The organism is Nocardia sp. NPDC003345 (assembly GCF_053589395.1).
The window spans coordinates 1-14,682 of sequence record NZ_JBSFRU010000144.1 but is presented as its reverse complement, the minus strand read 5'-3'; the positions used below and the strand labels follow the sequence as shown (position 1 = coordinate 14,682).

Sequence of the window (14,682 nt, the reverse complement as noted above, 5' to 3'; positions counted from 1 at the left end):
CGCACCGACCACGCCGAGATCCTCGGCCAGTCGCAGCGCCAGCTCCTCGGCCCGCCCGGCCAGCTCCTCGGAGAGCCCGGGCGCGGGGGCGATCACCACCGCGCACTGGCCGTTGTGCTGCACGGTCTCCACTACCGGCCACGTCGCGGCCTGACCGTACGGGGATCGGGCCACCATCGCCGACAGCTCCCGTTTCAGCGGGACCCGGACCTCCGCCAGCAGTTCCACCCCGGCGCCGAGCTGGTCGGCGGCGATCTTCGCGCCCTCCTCGGCGTCGGCGGGCATCCACACCCCGCGTCCGTCGTACCCGCCGCGGACCGCCTTGAGCACGATCGGCCAGCCGTGCTCGTCGCCGAACCGCACCGCGTCGGCCTCGGATTCGATCATCGCGAACGCCGGCACCGGCAGGCCGCGCGCCGACAGTTCCCGGCGCATGGCGAGTTTGTCCTGGGCGAAACGCAACGCGCCCGGCGGCGGGAGCACGTTCACCCCCTCCGCGACCAGGGTCTCCAGGTGTTCGGTGGGCACATGCTCGTGATCGAAGGTGAGGGCATGGGATCCGGTGGCGGCCCGGCGCAGCGCGGCGAGGTCGGTATGGCTCCCGAGTACCACGTCGGGGCTGACCTGGGCGGCGGGATCATCGGGGCGTTCGGCCAGCACCCGGAGCCGCTGACCCAGCGCGATGGCCGCCTGATGGGTCATCCGCGCCAGCTGGCCGCCGCCGACCATGGTGACGGTGGGCATCGCCGAGGGATCGAAGGTACGTGCGTTCACGTCGGACAATACTGTCACGTCCTGCGGTAACGGTGGCTAGCGGTATGCTCGCGAACTGTGTCATTCGTCGACGGCGTGGTGCGCGTCCTCCCGCAGCCCCTTCAGGAGATCGCCTTCCGGCAGCGCGAGCTCATCAAGTTCGCGATCGTCGGGGCGACCACGTTCGTCATCGACAGCGGCATCTTCTATGTCCTGAAGTGGACGGTACTGGAGGAGAAGCCGATCACCGCGAAGATCATCGCGGGTGTGATCGCGGTGATCGCCTCCTACATCCTCAACCGGGAATGGTCGTTCAAGAACCGGGGCGGACGCGAACGGCACCACGAGGCGCTGCTGTTCTTCGCGGTCAGCGGGATCGGCGTGGTGCTGAGCATGCTGCCGCTCTACGTCTCCCGCTACGCCTTCCAGCTGCACCAGCCCACGGTCAGCTTCATGGTGGAGAACATCGCCGATTTCATCAGCGCCTACCTCATCGGCAACCTGCTGCAGATGGCGTTCCGATTCTGGGCGATGCGCCGCTGGGTGTTCCCGGACGAGGTGGATCAGATGATCGAAGACCTGGAAGAGTTCGTGGAGGAAGAACACCACCGGCGTCTCGGACGCTGAGCGCCCGGCCACTCCCCCGATCTCTCGACGCTTCGGCGGCTTCCCGGACGCGCCTGTCCGGGCCGCCCGCTCTTCGACAGCCCCACCGGATCAGCGGGGCTCCCCCGCCCGCCGGTTCTCCATACGCCCCGCCAGCGGTTTTCCGAGGAATACCGCGAACAACGCGGGGCGGCGGCGTTGCAGCTCCAGACGCCCCCCGTCGGCCTCGATGAGCGCCCGCGCCAGCGCCAATCCCACACCGGTCGAACCGGCCCCCGAGAAACCGCGGTCGAATATATGCGGCGCCAGCTCGTCGCTGACGCCCTCGCCCTCGTCGGCGACCTGCACACAGACCAGCGGTTCACGATCCCGGCCCGGCCGCACCGTCCGCACCGACACCGTGCAGGGACCGCCGCCGTGCATGAGCGCGTTGTCCACCAGAACCGTGATCGCCTCGCGCAGCCGGGAGCCGGTGATCGGCGCCCGCAGTGATTCGTCGCCGGTGAGCGTGAGGGTACGGCCCGCTTCGTAGAAGGGGTGCGACCACTCGGTGACGATGCCGCGTAGTTCATCCATCACCGGTACCGGGTCGCGATCGGTCGCGTCCTCGTCCCGGGAGGCCCGGACCAGGTCGTCGATGGCCTCGGTCAGCCGGTCGACCTGCGCCATCGCCTCCTCGGCCTCGTGCACGACCTCGGGGTCGGTATGGGCGGACAGTTCGTCCAACCGCAACCGGACGGCCGTCAACCGGCTGCGCAGCTGATGGGAGACATCGGCCACCAGCGCGTGCTCCCGTTGCAGCCGGCCGGCGATCTCGACGGTCGCCGAATCCAGCACATCGGAGACCCGGTCGAGTTCGGCGATACCGTGCCGGCGCGGGTCGGGCCGGAAATCGCCCATCGCCAGCCGGGCCGCGCGGGCGGCCACATCACGGATCGGATCGGCGACCCGGCGCGCGGTGACGATCGCTACCGTGATGGCCGCGCCCAGCGAGAGGGCCACCGCGAGCGCCACACCGGCGACCGCCTGCCGCTGCCGCGCCTTCATCGGGGTGGCGGGTACCTCGAGCCGCAGCGACCCCTCGGTGCCCATCGACAGGGATTCCACCAGTGGATCGTCGACCGTGGCGGCGCCCACCTCCACCTTGGCGGCGTTGTCACCGGGCGCCGGATACACCACCGTCAGCCGGCCGCCCTCCGGGACCAGCGGTTGCACGGTGCGCAGATCGAGACCGCCGCGCACCACCCCGCTATCGCTCTCCTGCACGATGACCTCGGTGGAGATGAGCTCCAACCGGCTGCGCAGATCGTTGCGGGTGATGTCCTCCACCCACAGCCACGCGGTATAGGTGAGCGGCACCCCGAGGATCACGGTCGTCAGCATCAGCACGGTCAGCATCGACCGCAGAATCCGCCGCCGCACGTCAGTCGGTGTTCAATCGGAAGCCGACTCCGCGTACCGTGACGATCCGCCGCTCGGCCATCGGGCCCTCGTCCCCGATCTTGCGGCGCAGCCACGACATATGCATGTCCAGGGTCTTGGAGCCGCGTAGTTCCGCGTCACCCCAGACCTCGCGCAGGATCGTCTCCCGCGCGACCACCTGCCCGGCGCGGTCGATCAGTACCTTCAGCAGTTCGTATTCCTTGTTGGCCAACCCCACCTCCACCCCGTTGACCATTACTCGCCGCGCCGCCGGTTCCAGCCGGATCCCGCCGACCTCCACCGCGTCGTCGCCGATACCGCTGCGCCGCAGCAGGGCCCGGACCCGGGCCAGCAGTTCCGCCAGCCGGAAGGGTTTTCCGACGTAATCGTCGGCGCCCGCATCGAGGCCCACCACGAAATCCACTTCGTCGGTGCGGGCGGTGAGCATCAGGACCGCCATCTCCGCGCCGCGGGCCCGGACCTGCCGGCAGACCTCGAGACCGTCCATCCCGGGCAGTCCGAGGTCCAGGATCAGCAGGTCGTGGTGTCCTTCGAGCGCACGATCCAGGACCGCGGGGCCGAAGCTCTCCACGGTCACCGAGTAGCCCTCACGGCCCAGCGCCCGGGAGAGCGGCGCCGCGATGGCCTCGTCGTCTTCGCCCAGCAATACGGCGGTCATGCGACCACATTACGGTCCGCCGCGCCGGTACCCGCGTCCTCACGACCCGATCACGGCCGGGGCGCCGCGGTGTCAGTAGCCGCTGTACCGCGGCGAGGCCTCGAAAACCTGGTGGTAGAGCATCGCGTGCACCTGTTCGACATCCGGGATATCGGCGTATTCGAGTGGTTCCTCCGACGAGGAGCCGATGATGAGCGCCCCGGTGCCGAACATCCGGTCGACCAGTCCGTGCTGGAACTGAACGCTGGAGATACGGCTCATCGGGATATCGATACCGCTGTGCGTCAGGACGCCCTCGCGGACCAGTACCCGGCGGTCGGTGACGATGAAATGGGTCGACTTCCAGCTCACGATCGGCGAGACACAACGCCAGGCGAGGATGAGCAGCCAGACGACCAGAATTGTCAGCAGCAGCGCCGTCCGCACGGTGTCCTCGGTGGTGCGCCAGACGAGGCCGCCGAGGAAACCGGCCAGCGCGGTCGCGACGATGAGCGTGACGATGGGCCAGAAGAGCATCTTCCAATGCGGGTGGGTATGCAGGATCAACTCTTCGTCGGGCGCCAGCGCATCCTCCGGATAACCCATGGGCGCACATTACCCCCAAGAGATGCCACAATGCCCGAGGCGACCACCGCGGCACCCGCGCGATTCGGCGGACCCGGTGGGCCGGTTGTCCCACGCTCGTGGCGGGAAGCCGGGGCCGATACCGGAGCACAGGATTCCGGGCGCCCCGCACCGCCGCACTCGCTCGACCGAGTTTCTGCGCAAGCCATACGACCCCGCTCCTCGCGGCGCCTCCGCCGCCGAGCGGGACGCCCGCGACGATCGGAGAAGTGCGTGACCAGAGAACTGACCCAGCTCGAACTGCTGATGGAACTGGAGCCCGTGGCCGAAGACGGTCTGAACCGGCATCTGTCGATGGCCGGGGATTGGCATCCGCACGATTACATCCCGTGGGACGAGGGCCGCAATTTCGCCGCCCTCGGCGGGCGGGATTGGGAGCCGGGGCAATCCAGGCTCGGCACGGCCGCCGAGGCGGCGATGATCACCGGACTGCTCGCCGAGGACAATCTGCCCGCCTACCACCGGCTGATCTCCGAGAACTTCTCCGAGAACGGCGCCTGGGGCACCTGGGTGGGGCGCTGGACCGCCGAGGAGAACCGGCACGCCATCGTCATCCGCGACTATCTGGTGGTCACCCGCGGTGTCGATCCGGTCGCATTGGAACGGGCCCGGATGGCGCATATGTGCAGCGGCCTGGACAACCCGCCGGACTGGTCCGGCCTGCTGGAGAATGCCGCGTTCATGACATTCCAGGAGATGTCGGCCGGGGTATCGCATCGCGATACCGGCGCGCTCTGTGCGGACACCACCGCCGATCGGATACTGCGGCGGGTCGCCGCCGACGAGGACCTGCACGTGATCTTCTACCGGGGGCTGTGCGACGCCGCCCTGGATCTGGTTCCGGACCAGGCGATCCGCGCGATCGGGCGGGCCCTGGCCGCGCTCCGGGCGCCGGGTGCCGCGACGCCGGGAGCGGCGGACGGCCTGCACGACCCACGACGCCTCCTCACCGAGGTGATCGATCCGGTGCTCGCCGAGTGGCGGATCTTCGACCGTGGCGATTTCGGCCCGGAGGGCGAACGGCGCCGCGAGGCGGTGGCGGTGCTCCGCGAGGATCTGGCCGCCGAGTCCGGGCGGTACGAGGACCGGCGCACCCAGATCATCGAGCCGGTGTAGGCGGCGGCGCGCCCGGCTCCCGCACGGGCAGGAGCCGGGCGGTCAGTCCTGGGGTCGCAGATGGGTCACATCACCGGCGGCGACGGCCTCCTCGCCGATCAGCAGCCGGCCGGCGGAGTCGATATCGCGCGCGATACCCGTGAGCAGCCGCCCCCCGGGCAGTTCCGCGCGCACCGGCGCACCGAGCGTCGCGCAGCGCTGCCGGTATGCCTCGGCGAGCACGGTCGTATCCCAGCCGCTGTCGCGCCATTCGGTGTATCGCCGGCCGAACTCGGTGAGCAGGGCGAGCACGAGCGCGGTGCGGTCGGGTTGTCCGGCACCGCAGAGGGTGAGCGAGGTGGCGTGCGGGACGGGGAGTTCGTCGGCGGTGAGACTCACGTTCAGGCCGATGCCCACCACGATCGCCGGCCGCGGCCCGGTGGCCGCCACCTCGGCCAGGATTCCGGCGAGCTTACGCCCCTCGACCAGCACGTCGTTGGGCCATTTGAGCGCGGCCGGGACCCCGGTTCCGGCCCGGACGGCGTCCACCGCCGCGATCCCGGTGAGCAACGGAATCCAGCCGAGCGATTCGGCGTCCACTCCCTCGGTACGCACCAGCATCGACAGGGAGATCTGGGCGCGCGGTGGACTCGACCAGGCTCGGGCGAGCCGGCCGCGGCCGCTCTCCTGGGCCTCCGCGACCAGGGCGATCCGGTCGGTGTCCGGATCCGCGGCCCGCGCGATCAGATCCGCGTTGGTGGATCCGGTCGATTCGACCACGTCGATACCGGTGAAGAACGCCGTCCGGTTTGCGGTCAGCGCTCGCCGCAGCTGTTCGAGATCCAACGGGGGCCTGTGCATTCAGGGCACGCTACCGGCGGACCCGGCGGTCACCGCAAGGTGGTGCGGTGACCGCCGGGCACCTAACCGGCGAGGTCGTATCCCCCGAGGCGGGTAACCCCGCGATCCGCCTCCATCTCCTCCGATTCGGCCTCTTCGGCCACCGGCGCCGGATCGGTGACGGCCGGTTCGGGTTCACCCACCCGTGCGGTGAAGGCCACCGCCTCCGGGTGCGTGCCGGTAAGAGTCGTCCAATGCCACATAGCGGACCACCTCCCCTCTGGACTCCAAAAGTGGTCTGTTACAAGGGTATTGATCACGCCGCGGGAGCGAAAGCGAATTAACGGCCGATGACCGCCGCACAACCCGTCGCGACCGACGTCGTGACAGGTCACCAGGGAGATTCGCGATCAACATAAGTGGCGCCTACGATGTACCCACCTGGGGTTTTCCCGACCAGGCGCTACTGACCAGTAGCCAGATGTGGGTTAACAGGCCGGTAGGGCTCTGGTTACACTCCGAGCCATGACGAGTGTCCAGCAGCAGCCCACGCCGGATTCGGCAGGTACGCCCGATATCCACACCACCGCCGGCAAACTGGCTGACCTGCGGAACCGGCTCGAAGAGGCCCAGCATCCGATGGGCGAAGCCGCGGTCGACAAGGTGCACGCCAAGGGCAAGATGACCGCGCGGGAACGTATTCTCGCCCTGGTAGACGAGGGTTCCTTCGTCGAACTCGATGCCCTGGCCCGGCACCGCAGCGTCAACTTCGGCCTCGACAAGCAGCGGCCCCTCGGCGACGGCGTGGTGAGCGGATACGGCACCATCGACGGCCGCGAGGTCTGCCTGTTCAGCCAGGACGTCACCGTATTCGGCGGCAGCCTCGGCGAGGTCTACGGCGAGAAGATCGTCAAGGTCATGGACCTGGCGCTCAAGACCGGCCGGCCGCTGATCGGCATCAACGAGGGCGCCGGCGCCCGGATCCAGGAGGGCGTCGTCTCGCTCGGCCTCTACGGCGAGATCTTCCACCGCAACATCCAGGCCTCCGGTGTGATCCCGCAGATCTCGCTCATCATGGGCGCGGCCGCGGGCGGACACGTGTACTCGCCCGCACTCACCGACTTCGTGGTGATGGTCGACGAGACCAGCCAGATGTTCATCACCGGCCCGGACGTCATCAAGACGGTCACCGGCGAAGAGGTCACCATGGAGGAGCTGGGCGGCGCCCACACCCATATGGTGAAGTCGGGAACGGCCCATTATGTGGCCTCCGGCGAGCAGGACGCCCTCGACTACGTCAAGGATCTGCTGTCCTACCTGCCCAGCAACAACCGCGCCGAGGCGCCCCGCTTCCCGGCCTCCGATCCGATCACCGGCGCGCTCGAGGATTCCCTCACCGAGGAGGACCTCGAACTCGACACCCTGATCCCGGATTCGCCGAACCAGCCCTATGACATGCACGAGGTCATACGGCGGCTGCTCGACGACGACGAATTCCTCGAGATCCAGGCCGAGCGGGCCATGAACATCATCGTGGGCTTCGGCCGGGTCGACGGCCGCAGCGTCGGTATCGTCGCCAACCAGCCGACGCAGTTCGCCGGCTGCCTCGATATCGACGCCTCGGAGAAGGCCGCCCGGTTCGTGCGGACCTGCGACGCGTTCAACGTCCCGATCATCACCCTGGTCGATGTGCCCGGCTTCCTGCCCGGTACCGACCAGGAGTACAACGGCATCATCCGGCGCGGGGCCAAGCTCCTCTACGCCTACGGTGAGGCCACTGTGGGCAAAATCACGATCATCACCCGTAAGGCCTACGGCGGCGCCTACGACGTGATGGGGTCCAAGCATATGGGCGCCGATGTGAACCTGGCCTGGCCCACCGCCCAGATCGCGGTCATGGGCGCCTCCGGCGCCGTCGGCTTCGTCTACCGCAAGCGGCTCGCCGAAGCCGCCAAGGAGGGCGCTGACGTCGACAAACTGCGCCTGGAGCTGCAGAACGAGTACGAGGACACGTTGGTGAACCCCTACGTCGCCGCCGAGCGCGGGTACGTGGACGCCGTGATCCCGCCGTCGCATACTCGCGGCCAGATCGTCTCCGCGCTGCGCCTGCTGGAGCGCAAGATGGTGACCATGCCCCCGAAGAAACACGGCAACATCCCGCTGTGATCCGGCGATAGGCTCTGTAGGCCGGACACTGAATTCGGGTATGCGATCGGTGTCCGACGGTCGGCCCGCCTCAGCGCGCGGCGATCAAAGGCAAGAGAGAGGATCTGGCACTGTGACGATCGTGGCAGAAGAAGAGGTATTGGCCGCAGCCGAACTGGACCTCGCCGCCGGCGAACCAGCGGTCGATACCCCGAGCGGGGACGACGCGAACGCGACTGCCGAGACCACCGGCAGCGGGCAGCCTTTCCTCGTCATCGAGAAGGGCGCGCCCACCGACGCCGAGATCGCCGCTCTGGTCTGTGTGTTCAGTGCCGCCGCGGCGGCCGGTGCCGCCCCGGCCGATTCGGGCCCCCAGGACCTCTGGGGCCGCCCGACCATGCTGCACCGGGGCAACTCGCCGTTCTCGCCGTACTCCTATCCGCAGCTCTCCCACCTGCGTTTCTGATACCGAATCCAGGAGATCTCCCGACGTGACCCGGCTGGTCCTCGCGTCCGCGTCACCGGCCCGCCGGTCGGTGCTGCGCGCGGCAGGTATCGAACCCGTCGTCCGGATATCGGATGTGGACGAGGACGCCGTCGCGGCGGCCCTCCCGTCCGGGACCGGCCCGCGCGAAATCGTGGTCGAACTGGCCCGCGCCAAAGCGCACGCGGTGGCCGCCACCCTGTCCGGTGAGGTCGCCACCCTCGGTGGCGACCTCATTGTGGTGGGTTGCGATTCGATGCTGCTGATCGCCGGCGAACTACAGGGCAAACCGCATACTCCGGAGGTCGCCCGGGCACGCTGGCAGGCCATGGCCGGTCACTACGCGGATCTGGTGACCGGACACTGTGTACTGCGGCTGCGCGACGGTACCGTCACCGCGGAGGCGAACGACTGCAGCGCCACCACGGTGCATTTCGGCACCCCGGACCCGGCCGAACTCGATTCCTATATCGCCACCGGCGAACCGCTGCAGGTCGCCGGTGCCTTCACCCTCGACGGGCTGGGCGGCTGGTTCGTCGACCGGATCGACGGCGATCCGTCCAGTGTGGTGGGCATCGGCCTACCACTGCTGCGCCGACTGCTCCAGAAAGTGGGCGTCGGCATCGCGCAACTGTGGACCGACCATCCCTGAGGGCGACGTTCCGCGCACCACCCGGCCGCCCTGTTGCCCCGCCGAGGGCGTGAGCGGGCCGGATGCGGGCCGGGGTTCCCCGTTTACCGACGCCGAGGCCGGCGGCAGCTGACTACCGGGCGGCACCACCTGCCCGGAAACTCGCGACATCCGGGCCGCCTGTCCCGCGGCCGGATCGATCCGTCCCGGGCCCGTGTTCGCCCGGCCGGTCGAGACCGGATGTTCGGCTCGCGCGCTCTCCGCGGCGGCCACCCGCCGCAACAGCACCTCACAGGTCTCCTCGGCCACGAACGGCCGGAGTTCGGCCTCGATCCTGCCCGCCGCGCCGCCGCGCTCCAGCAGGGCCTCCAGCAGGCCGCGATGTACGCCGCAGACGACCTCGGTATGTGTCCGGGCCAGATCGCGGAGCGGACAGGCGGTCAGCCGCACCACCACGCCCTCCTGCGGATCGCGGCCGGAGACGTCACGGGTATCGCGTTCGGGGGCGAAGCCCAGCTCCGACATCAGCGAGACCACGCGGTCCTTGGCGTCGTGCACCGATTCGATGGTCGCCGCGTTCTCCGTGTTCGCGGTGTTCTCCTCGGAGGTGGCGAGTCTGCCGCCCCAGGCCCGGCCCGCGGCCAGTCCGGCCGCCGCCTGCTCCTGCGGACCCGGTCCGAGCTGATCGGCGAGTACCTGGGCCAGATCCTGGTATCCCATGGTGCGCTGGACGGCGCGGTAGCCGATACGGGGCCGGCCCCGGCCACGCGGAGGTTGCTGGAACTGCCGCACCAGGGATTCGCGGGTGAGAATATCGAGGTGGAAGCGCACGGTGGTGACATGCTGACCGGTCACCTGGGCCAGCTGCTGGGCATCCAGGGGCTCGCTCGCGCCGCGGAGGATCGCGAGCAGGCGCCGCCGCGGCCAAGAATCAGACATAGCTCACCCCTCCTTCGGGGAGACTTTATCGGAGTCATGTGCGACTAATCCGCCCATTGCACCGACTCTGTGCTCTGCGACAAGGTCACGTCAAGTCACACTTACTATCCAAGGTGCGGCTCGAACCTGTCGTCAGCACTGCCCGCCTCCTGTGAAGGACCCTGAACGTGCCCGTCGCCCCGGACCCATCTCCCGCTTTCGGCTCGTACGCAAACCCACACCGTTTGGTAACCACCGAGTGGCTGTCGGCAAACCTCGGCACCCCCGGTTTGAAGATTCTCGAATGTAATGCCGACGTCCTCCTCTACGGCATAGGGCATGTTCCGGGTGCCAGCAAGCTCGACTGGCGCAGTGATCTCGACGACCCGGTGACCCGTGACTATATCGACGGCGAGCGCTTCACCGAACTCATGCGCTCCCAGGGCATCGAACACCACGACACCATCGTGCTGTACGGCAATGACGGTAACTCGCACGCCGCGCACGCGCTGTGGGTTTTGACCATGTTCGGCCATCGCGACGTCCGCCTGCTCGACGGCGGACGCGATGCCTGGATCGCCGAGGGCCGCGATACCGTCTTCGAGACGCCGGAACCGTCGCGTAGTGGATATCCGCTGGTAGACCGCGACGATACGGCCATCCGGGCCTTCCGGGAGGATGTCCTCGCGGGTCTCGGCACGCCGCTGGTCGACGTACGCTCACCCGAGGAGTACGCGGGCGCCCCGGGCGAGGGCGGCGCCGGTACGCCGCTGCGCGGCGGGCATATCCCCACCGCCGTCAACATTCCGTGGACCAGCGCGCTCGGCCTCGACGGGCGCTTCCGCGGCCGCTCCGAACTCGACGCGATCTACGGCGAGATCGGCACCGACGGCCCGCTGACCGTCTACAGCGCGGTCGGGGAACGTTCGAGTCATACGTGGTTCGTCCTGAAGTATCTGCTCGGCCGGGAATCGGTGCGCAACTACGACGGATCGTGGACGGAATGGGGCAACTCGGTGCGCATGCCCATCGCGACGGGCTTGTGACGCGGTACGGAATTCGGGCACCGGAGGAGTCGATTGCGCAGGTGGCGCCGTGAATCAGGAACCGCCCGGGCGGCCGGTTGATCCATAGACGCGTCTATTGTGATCTGTGACCTACTGGCGGGTAGGGCTATCCGAGTTCCGGCATTGTTGGCAGACTGCCTACACTCGCCCGGAGACATTTGTCGACACGGGCGCGGAGCCCGCGTAGCGGATCCGAACCCACGGAGACGGCGCCCACGAAGCGATCCGATCCTGATTCGGAACCGGACGAGCGGACCCCGATCCGCGGGAGCGGAGCCGAAGCGCGGCTCATCCCGCAGAGCGACCAACAGAGATTGCAACAGGAGGCTCAGTGCCCAGCCATGCCAGCGCGCGGATCACGAAGGTACTCGTAGCTAACCGAGGCGAGATTGCCGTGCGCGTTATCCGGGCGGCCAAGGATGCCGGTCTCGGCAGTGTCGCGGTATACGCGGAACCCGATGCCGACGCTCCCTTCGTCAAGCTCGCCGACGAAGCGTTCGCCCTGGGCGGGCAGACCTCGGCCGAGTCGTACCTGGTCTTCGACAAGATTCTCGACGCCGCCGCCAAATCCGGCGCGGACGCCATCCACCCCGGCTACGGCTTCCTGTCCGAGAACGCCGATTTCGCCCAGGCCGTCCTCGACGCCGGGCTGATCTGGATCGGGCCGTCCCCGCAGTCCATCCGCGACCTCGGTGACAAGGTCACCGCGCGCCATATCGCCGAGCGGGCGAAGGCGCCGATGGCCGCCGGTACCAAGGATCCGGTCAAGAACGCCGACGAGGTCGTCGAGTTCGCGAAGAAGTACGGCGTGCCGGTCGCGATCAAGGCGGCGTTCGGTGGCGGCGGCCGCGGTATGAAGGTCGCGCACACCATCGAGGAGATCCCCGAACTCTTCGAATCCGCCACCCGTGAGGCCGTGGCCGCCTTCGGCCGCGGCGAATGCTTCGTGGAGCAGTACCTGGACAAGGCCCGCCACGTCGAGGCCCAGGTCATCGCCGATCAGCACGGCAACGTGATCGTCGCCGGCACCCGCGACTGCTCGCTGCAGCGCCGCTTCCAGAAGCTGGTCGAGGAGGCCCCCGCGCCGTTCCTCACCGACGACCAGCGGGCCCGTATCCACGCGTCGGCCAAGGCCATCTGCAAGGAGGCCGGCTACTACGGCGCCGGCACCGTGGAGTATCTGGTGCAGGGCGATACCGTCTCGTTCCTCGAGGTGAACACCCGCCTGCAGGTCGAGCATCCGGTCACCGAGGAGACCTCCGGCCTCGACCTGGTGCGCCAGCAGTTCCGCATCGCCAACGGCGAGAAGCTGGAACTCACCGAGGATCCCACCCCGCGCGGCCACTCCTTCGAGTTCCGCATCAACGGCGAGGACGCGGGCCGCGGCTTCCTGCCCGCCCCCGGACCCGTCACCGCCTACTCCGAGCCCACCGGCCCGGGCGTGCGCGTGGACTCCGGCGTGGTGGCCGGCAGCGTGATCGGCGGCCAGTTCGACTCGATGCTGGCCAAGCTGATCGTCACCGGCGAGAACCGCACCCAGGCGCTGGAGCGGGCGCGGCGCGCGCTCGCCGAGTTCCATGTGGAGGGGCTCGCCACCGTCATCCCGTTCCACCGGGCGATCGTGGAGGACCCGGCGTTCATCGGCGACGGCGAGTCGTTCGATGTCTACACCAAGTGGATCGAAACCGAGTGGAAGAACACCGTCGAACCGTTCACCGGTGGCGCTCCCGCCGATGAGGACGACGAGCCGCGGCAGAAGGTCGTGGTCGAGGTCGGCGGCCGCCGGGTCGAGGTCTCGCTGCCGGGCCAGTTCTCCGTCGGTTCGGGCGCGCCCGCCGCGGTGGGCACCCGCAAGAAGCCGAAGCCTCGTACGCGGGGCGGCGCGGGCGGCGGCGCCGCCTCCGGTGACGCGGTCACCGCGCCCATGCAGGGCACCGTGGTCAAGGTCGCGGTCGAGGAAGGTCAGTCCGTCGAGGCGGGCGATCTGATCGTGGTGCTCGAGGCCATGAAGATGGAGAACCCGGTCAACGCGCACAAGGCCGGCGTCGTCACCGGCCTGAACGTCGCGGCCGGTGCGGCCATCACCCAGGGCACGGTCCTCGCCGAGATCAAGTAGCACCCTTCGCGGCGGACCGCCCCCGGCCCGCCGCGAACCACTGCGCTACGGCATACGACGGCCGGACCAACAGTTGATGCACAATGCCCCGGAGCGGGTGCGCGATCGATGATCGCCACCCGCTCCGGCGTATGGTGACCTGGTGAGCGCAGTACAGCCGACGGTCGCGGAGGTGATCCGCGACCGTTTCGTATCCGGTGGCCGGTCCGACAGCCATCGGCTGGTTCTCGTGGTCGAGGGCGGCGGCAGCCGCGGCGTGTATTCCAGCGGTATGGTGCACGCGCTGGAAGAGCTCGGCCTGGCCCGGGTCTTCGATGCCGTCTACGGCACCTCGGCGGGTGCGATCAACGCCGCCTGGCTGCTGTGCGGGCGGGCCGGACGAGGTATGAAGGCGTGGACCGACGCCGCGATCATGCGCCGGGCCATCGACCCCACCCGGATGCTGCGCGGCCGCCCCGCCTTCGATCTGCAGTACCTCGTGCACAAGGTCTACGACGGCTTGCATCCGATGGACTTCCCGGCGATCCTGGCCAACGAGACCACCTTCCACCCCATCGCCACCGATATCCACACCGGCCTGCCGGTCGACCTGCATCCCTACATCGTCGACAAGGCGACACTCCAGACCGCGCTCCGCGCCTCCTCCGGCCTGCCGCTGCTGGCCGGGCCCCCGGTGGCACTCGCCGGGCGCAGGTACTTCGACGGCGGTCTCTCCGAAACCGTCCCGGTCCGCACCGCCTTGCGGGCGGGCGCGACGCACGCCCTCGTCCTGCGCACCCGCCGATCCGACGAACGCCGCCCACCGGCCCCCTGGCTGCACGACCTGGTCGGCGGCAGCTACATGCGCTGGACCGCCCCCGGCGCCTACCGAGCCTGGAAGGCCCGTCCCGGCCAGCAGGCGGTAGAAGACGGAGTTATCGCCGGTATGGGCGCGGCCGCCCACCAGATCCACCCCCCGGCCGGGTCACCGGATATCAGCAGCGTCGAAACCGACCCCGGAATCCTCACCCGCGGAATGCGAATAGGCCACCGCGCCGTCACCGAATTCTTGGACAGCCTGGGCCTGACCGCCTCCATCCCAGCAGCCCCCGGCGCCACAGGAACCTGAGAAGCCGCCCACCTCACCCATCCCCCGGGGACAAACCGCACCAACACCCACACACTCGGGCCCGCTACCAGCGTCACCACCGGTTCCGATCCGCATCCGGCTCATCCACAGAATGGGTCACCTCCTCGGCGCCGAGTCCAGCGAGGCCCACAAAGGGTTCGGCCCGCGTCTGCTGTCAGCGCTCGAAGCGATGC

General features: G+C 68.9%; 15 protein-coding genes. 8 read left to right on the top strand and 7 right to left on the bottom strand.

Annotated elements, in window-relative coordinates; genetic code table 11:
• Positions 1-792: 5-(carboxyamino)imidazole ribonucleotide synthase (locus ACWDU1_RS17205; protein ID WP_449999564.1), on the bottom strand; the 792-nt coding region annotated here is incomplete at its 3' end.
• Positions 793-831: 39 nt separating this feature from the next.
• On the opposite strand from ACWDU1_RS17205, the gene ACWDU1_RS17200 reads away from it, so the two are divergent.
• Positions 832-1,380 (top strand): GtrA family protein, encoded by a 549-nt coding sequence (locus ACWDU1_RS17200; RefSeq protein WP_449999562.1) that lies wholly within the window; start codon positions 832-834, stop codon positions 1,378-1,380.
• Between the two features lie 90 nt (positions 1,381-1,470).
• On the opposite strand, the gene ACWDU1_RS17195 is transcribed toward ACWDU1_RS17200, so the two are convergent.
• The 3 genes from ACWDU1_RS17195 to ACWDU1_RS17185 all read right to left on the bottom strand — a co-directional run bounded on the left by ACWDU1_RS17195 (position 1,471) and on the right by ACWDU1_RS17185 (position 4,045).
• Positions 1,471-2,781, bottom strand: a complete 1,311-nt coding sequence (locus tag ACWDU1_RS17195; protein WP_449999561.1) for a sensor histidine kinase — start codon at positions 2,779-2,781, stop codon at positions 1,471-1,473.
• A 1-nt stretch (position 2,782) separates the two neighbouring features.
• Positions 2,783-3,460, bottom strand: a complete 678-nt coding sequence (locus tag ACWDU1_RS17190; protein ID WP_449999559.1) for a response regulator transcription factor — start codon at positions 3,458-3,460, stop codon at positions 2,783-2,785.
• Between the two features lie 72 nt (positions 3,461-3,532).
• Positions 3,533-4,045: a PH domain-containing protein gene (locus ACWDU1_RS17185; protein WP_449999557.1), complete on the bottom strand. Its 513-nt coding sequence runs from the start codon at positions 4,043-4,045 to the stop codon at positions 3,533-3,535.
• 252 nt (positions 4,046-4,297) lie between these two features.
• Between ACWDU1_RS17185 and ACWDU1_RS17180 the strand changes: the two genes are divergently transcribed.
• The gene (locus ACWDU1_RS17180; RefSeq protein ID WP_449999555.1) at positions 4,298-5,200 is read left to right on the top strand and encodes an acyl-ACP desaturase; all 903 of its coding nucleotides are present in this window, start codon (positions 4,298-4,300) and stop codon (positions 5,198-5,200) included.
• Positions 5,201-5,242: 42 nt separating this feature from the next.
• Here the strand turns inward: ACWDU1_RS17180 and ACWDU1_RS17175 are convergent, their stop codons facing one another.
• On the bottom strand, positions 5,243-6,040 hold the full coding sequence (locus tag ACWDU1_RS17175) for a biotin--[acetyl-CoA-carboxylase] ligase (protein ID WP_449999553.1): 798 nt from the start codon (positions 6,038-6,040) through the stop codon (positions 5,243-5,245).
• A 62-nt stretch (positions 6,041-6,102) separates the two neighbouring features.
• The gene (locus ACWDU1_RS17170; protein WP_449999551.1) at positions 6,103-6,240 is read right to left on the bottom strand and encodes a hypothetical protein; all 138 of its coding nucleotides are present in this window, start codon (positions 6,238-6,240) and stop codon (positions 6,103-6,105) included.
• A 304-nt stretch (positions 6,241-6,544) separates the two neighbouring features.
• Here ACWDU1_RS17170 and ACWDU1_RS17165 point away from each other — a divergent pair, with 304 nt between their 5' ends.
• The 3 genes from ACWDU1_RS17165 (at position 6,545) to ACWDU1_RS17155 (ending at position 9,300) form a co-directional block, all read left to right on the top strand.
• A complete protein-coding gene (locus ACWDU1_RS17165; protein WP_449999549.1) occupies positions 6,545-8,185 on the top strand; it encodes an acyl-CoA carboxylase subunit beta in 1,641 nt (546 codons plus the stop codon).
• Between the two features lie 112 nt (positions 8,186-8,297).
• Positions 8,298-8,630: an acyl-CoA carboxylase subunit epsilon gene (locus ACWDU1_RS17160; RefSeq protein WP_449999547.1), complete on the top strand. Its 333-nt coding sequence runs from the start codon at positions 8,298-8,300 to the stop codon at positions 8,628-8,630.
• A 25-nt stretch (positions 8,631-8,655) separates the two neighbouring features.
• Complete coding sequence (locus tag ACWDU1_RS17155; RefSeq protein WP_449999545.1) at positions 8,656-9,300, top strand: Maf family protein; 645 nt, start codon at positions 8,656-8,658, stop codon at positions 9,298-9,300.
• On the opposite strand, the gene ACWDU1_RS17150 is transcribed toward ACWDU1_RS17155, so the two are convergent.
• Positions 9,229-10,218: a helix-turn-helix transcriptional regulator gene (locus tag ACWDU1_RS17150; protein WP_449999543.1), complete on the bottom strand. Its 990-nt coding sequence runs from the start codon at positions 10,216-10,218 to the stop codon at positions 9,229-9,231. The genes ACWDU1_RS17155 and ACWDU1_RS17150 overlap by 72 nt on opposite strands.
• A 167-nt stretch (positions 10,219-10,385) precedes the next feature.
• Here ACWDU1_RS17150 and ACWDU1_RS17145 point away from each other — a divergent pair, with 167 nt between their 5' ends.
• The 3 genes from ACWDU1_RS17145 (at position 10,386) to ACWDU1_RS17135 (ending at position 14,488) form a co-directional block, all read left to right on the top strand.
• Positions 10,386-11,243: a sulfurtransferase gene (locus tag ACWDU1_RS17145; protein ID WP_449999541.1), complete on the top strand. Its 858-nt coding sequence runs from the start codon at positions 10,386-10,388 to the stop codon at positions 11,241-11,243.
• A gap of 352 nt (positions 11,244-11,595) precedes the next feature.
• Positions 11,596-13,380, top strand: a complete 1,785-nt coding sequence (locus ACWDU1_RS17140; protein ID WP_449999539.1) for an acetyl/propionyl/methylcrotonyl-CoA carboxylase subunit alpha — start codon at positions 11,596-11,598, stop codon at positions 13,378-13,380.
• Positions 13,381-13,522: 142 nt separating this feature from the next.
• Positions 13,523-14,488, top strand: a complete 966-nt coding sequence (locus tag ACWDU1_RS17135; RefSeq protein WP_449999537.1) for a patatin-like phospholipase family protein — start codon at positions 13,523-13,525, stop codon at positions 14,486-14,488.
• The last annotated feature ends 194 nt before the right edge of the window (positions 14,489-14,682 follow it).